The organism is Nocardia sp. No.11 (genome assembly GCF_038752175.1).
GTDB lineage: Bacteria > Actinomycetota > Actinomycetes > Mycobacteriales > Mycobacteriaceae > Nocardia > Nocardia canadensis.
This window is the reverse complement of sequence record NZ_JBCGFB010000028.1, coordinates 60,493-64,322: the sequence shown is the minus strand read 5'-3', so window position 1 is coordinate 64,322 and position 3,830 is coordinate 60,493. Positions and strand designations below refer to the sequence as shown.

General features: G+C 70.3%; 6 protein-coding genes. 4 read left to right on the top strand and 2 right to left on the bottom strand.

All coding sequences use genetic code 11. The features are described 5' to 3' along the window. Positions 1–120 precede the first annotated feature (120 nt). On the bottom strand, positions 121–534 hold the full coding sequence (locus V8688_RS11820) for a MarR family transcriptional regulator (protein WP_342800791.1): 414 nt from the start codon (positions 532–534) through the stop codon (positions 121–123). A 71-nt stretch (positions 535–605) separates the two neighbouring features. On the opposite strand from V8688_RS11820, the gene V8688_RS11815 reads away from it, so the two are divergent. From V8688_RS11815 to V8688_RS11805, 3 genes are read left to right on the top strand one after another with little or no spacing between them, the layout of a single operon-like run. After that, positions 606–1,016, top strand: a complete 411-nt coding sequence (locus V8688_RS11815; protein ID WP_218721496.1) for a MarR family transcriptional regulator — start codon at positions 606–608, stop codon at positions 1,014–1,016. Between the two features lie 25 nt (positions 1,017–1,041). After that, positions 1,042–1,518 (top strand): NUDIX domain-containing protein, encoded by a 477-nt coding sequence (locus V8688_RS11810; RefSeq protein ID WP_308248665.1) that lies wholly within the window; start codon positions 1,042–1,044, stop codon positions 1,516–1,518. 45 nt (positions 1,519–1,563) lie between these two features. Further along, positions 1,564–1,995: a nitroreductase family deazaflavin-dependent oxidoreductase gene (locus tag V8688_RS11805; protein WP_218721498.1), complete on the top strand. Its 432-nt coding sequence runs from the start codon at positions 1,564–1,566 to the stop codon at positions 1,993–1,995. Here V8688_RS11805 and V8688_RS11800 read toward each other — a convergent pair whose 3' ends face one another. Beyond that, entirely contained in the window at positions 1,996–2,943 is a 948-nt protein-coding gene (locus V8688_RS11800; RefSeq protein ID WP_316573854.1) for an AraC family transcriptional regulator, read from the bottom strand. It lies immediately after the preceding gene. Positions 2,944–3,068: 125 nt separating this feature from the next. Between V8688_RS11800 and V8688_RS11795 the strand changes: the two genes are divergently transcribed. Next, entirely contained in the window at positions 3,069–3,800 is a 732-nt protein-coding gene (locus V8688_RS11795; RefSeq protein WP_308248666.1) for an NAD(P)H-dependent oxidoreductase, read from the top strand. Positions 3,801–3,830: the final 30 nt, after the last annotated feature.

The window sequence follows — 3,830 nt, the reverse complement described above, 5'->3', positions numbered from 1 at the left end:
CGGGCGCGGCGGGCTCGCCGCAGCGGCCTGCGGAAACCACGCCCGCCCACTGAGCGTCGGCCCGGGCGGGGAAGCCCGGCGGGCTCGCGCCGAGATCCGGCCTCGCTTGGCCGTGGTCGGCTAGCCCGACTGCTCGAGGTTGGCGATCATGTGCGCGAGAGTGTCGGTGAACGCGGCGAATTCGGCCGCGGTGATCCCCTCCCCCAGTTGTCCACGGATGGCGCCCACCGACCGGGCGGCGGACTCGTGCGCCGCCCGACCGACGTCGGTGGCCGCCCACCGACCGCTGTCCGCGCGGGCGATCCAGCCCCGCGTGGCCAGTGCGGTGGTGACATCGGTGATCGACTCGTCGGCGGAGTCCCAGAACGGACGCAACGCGTCGACCGGATCGGCGCCGGGGTCCCGGACGATCGTGGTGAGCGTCTGCCATTCCCGACGCGACATCCCGACACTGTCCACCGCCCGATCGAAGGTCGCTTCGATGAGTCGGTCCAGGCGTTTGACCTGATAGCCGATCAATCTGCGCTCAGTCATCGTCCACCTTTCATGTCTATCGACAATTACATGTCCTATTACATGTATATGTTCGAAGGTAGCATGAGCCCGTGGACGAGGTCGAGCGGATCGAACGGGCGATGATCACCATCCGGCGGCGGCAGACCCGGCGCACCCTGGCGGCGGACGCGCCGAGCGGCCAAGCCTTCGACGTGCTCGATGTCGTCGAGGACGCGACCGCCCCGACGGTGTCCACGGTGGCCGCAGCCCTGGCCGTCGACCAGCCCCGCGCCAGCAAGCTCGTCGCGGCCGCCGTGACCGCGGGCTACCTGCGCCGCGCCGCCGACCAGTCCGACGGCAGACGCTCACTGCTGGTGCTCACCGAGCAGGGCCGGGACCTGCTCGACCGCGCGCACGAGCGCCGCCGCGGCGCCTTCGACCGCGCGATGACCGGCTGGCCGGATGCCGACCGCGCCGAGTTCGCCCGCCTGCTCGGCCGGTTCGTCGACGGCCTCGACTGACCGCGCGGATGGCAGACTCTGGTTCGTGACGGAGGTATTCAGCGCGGGCGTCCTGGTCTATCGGCACGGCGCGGACGGGATCGAGGTGCTGCTCGGACACCTGGGCGGCCCGCTGTGGGCGAAGAAGGACGCCTCGGCGTGGTCGATCCCCAAGGGCGAGTACGTCCCCGAGGAGGAATCGGCGCGCGTGGCCGCGGCCAGGGAGTTCACCGAGGAGCTCGGCCTGCCGGTGCCCGAAGGCGAATGGACCGCGCTCGGCGAGGTGCGATACGGCAGCGGGAACCGGCGCAAGACCGTCACCGCGTGGGCCGTCGAGGGCGATCTGGATCCGGCCGACGTGGTCCCGGGAACGTTCGAGATGGAGTGGCCGCCGCGCTCGGGCCGCCGCGCCGAGTTCCCCGAGATCGACCGGGCGGCCTGGTTCGATCCGGCCACCGCGCTGGACAAACTCGGAAAAGGTCAGCGCCCCTTCCTCACCCGGCTGACCGAGCTGATCGGCTGACCTCGCGTGCCCCGGGCGTTCACGGACGCGGAGTAGATTGCGGTCATGCCCAGCGACCTGCAGCTGAAGATCATGAACGCCGGTCACCGCGCCCTGCTCACGCTCACCGGCGGCCGGGTCGGCAACCGCATCTTCGGGATGCCGTCCCTCGAGCTGACCACGATCGGCCGCAAATCCGGCACGCCGCGCAAGGTGATGCTGACCGCGCCGGTCGTCGACGGTGACACCATCGTCGTGGTCGCCTCCCGCGGCGGCGATCCGACCCACCCGGCCTGGTATCTCAACCTGCGCGACAACCCCGACGTCGAGGTGTCGCTGCAGACCGGCCCGACCCGCCCGATGACGGCCCACATCGCCACCCCCGAAGAACGGGCGACACTGTGGCCCCGGGTCGTCGCGGGCTACCGGGGCTACGGCGACTACCAGACCAAGACCGACCGGGAGATCCCGCTGGTCCTGCTGACCCCGCGCACCTGATCAGACCAGCGCGGCCCGGAACTCCGTCGGGCTGCTGCCGCGCGAGCGCTTGAACGCGGCGCTGAACCCGAAGGCGTCGGAGTAGCCGACACTGGTCGCCACCTGAGCGACGCTGCGCGCGGGATCGGCGAGCAGTTCCTCGGCCTCGGCCATCCGCCATTCGGTCAGATAGGTCAGCGGCGGTTCGCCGATCACCTCGGTGAACCGCTTGGCGAACAACGCCCGTGACACCGCGGCCTCGGCGGCCAGGCTCGCGACCGTCCAGCGCTGGAACGGTTTGGCGTGGATGGCTTCCAGTGCCGGACCGACCACCGGGTCGGCCATCCCGCGATACCAGGCGGGCGCGCAGTGCTGCTGTTCGGCGAGCCAGGTGCGCAGGTTGCAGACCAGCGCCCAGTCCAGCAGGCGGTCCATCATCGCCTGCGAGCCCGCGCTGTGCCGGACGGCCTCGGCGGCGGAATCCTCGAGCCAGGCGCACACATCACTGTCGGCGGCGACCACCATCACCGGCGGCAGGGCGCGCAACAGCCGCTCGTGTCGCCTGCCCGAGGCGCGATAGGCTCCCACGATCATCGAGGTCTCCTCCGGGGCACCGGTTTCGCCGACCTCCTCGATCAATTCCGGTGTGGCACAGCTCAGATCGGCCGGACCGAAGCCGTTCGGCACGAAGCAGGACAGTTCGTATTCCACCGGTGCGCGATCGTCGGGGGTGTCGATGTCGATGAGCCGGAACGGTTCTGCGGCCTGCACCACCGCCGTGTCGCCCGCGACGAGGCGGGTGCGCGAACCGTCGGCGAGCACCAGGGTGCCGCCACCGCGCAGGACGCACACCATGATCAGCGGCGCCCGGTCGGCGAAGTGGATCGTCCACGGCGCGCGCAGGACGGCATGGGCCAGGACCGAGCCGTCGGCACGGATGCCACTCAGCAGTGAACTCAACGGGTCCATGCCACCAGCGTAGACGAACTCCTATCAACCCGAGATGATCACCCATAGATCGTCCACGCGAATCGCGGTTGACTCGAAGACACGGGGCGCACCGCCCCACACCACGATCGAACAGGGAGCCCACCGTGTCGCAGTCGCCCATCACCACCGTGCCGACCGGCCCGACCACCACCGGGTCGCAGCAGTCCGAATCGAACACTCGCACAGCGCTTGTCGTGCTCGCCCACCACCGCGCCGACTCGCTGTCGGCCCATATCGCGCGCCGCGCGGCCGACCGGCTCACCGCCGCCGGGTACACGATCGACTTCCTGGATCTGCACGCCGAGAACTTCGACCCGCGAATGACCGTGGCAGACCAGCCCGACTGGGGCGACCGCGACAAGCGGTACTCCCCCGGGACCGAGGCGCACATGCGGCGGCTACTGACCGCCGAGGTGGTGGTCGTGGTGTTCCCGGTCTACTGGCAGAGCGTGCCCGCGACGCTCAAGGGCTGGATCGACAGCGTCTGGAACTACGGATTCGCCTACGGCCGCAGCAAGCCGCGCCTGGCGGGCAAGCGCATCCTGTGGCTGGGCCTGGCGGGTGCGACCGCGGGCGACGAGATCCTGCCCGGCATGCAGCAGTTGCTGGAAGCCCAGCTCAGCGCGGGTCTGGCCTACTACAGCGGTTTCGCCGACTCTCGCGTCGGTCTGCTTCCCGACGCCGAGGATCAGCCGCAGAGCCTGGACGCCGAAGGCAACCTGATCATCGGCGAGGCGATCAGCGGCGATGCCCGCATCGCGCACTACGCCGCGTTCGAGGCGACCGCCGAGGGCTTCGTCGACGATTTCCTGGCCGCGCAGTTGGTGAACGCCTGAGGACCGGCGATCGCGCGGTGACCGGCCCGG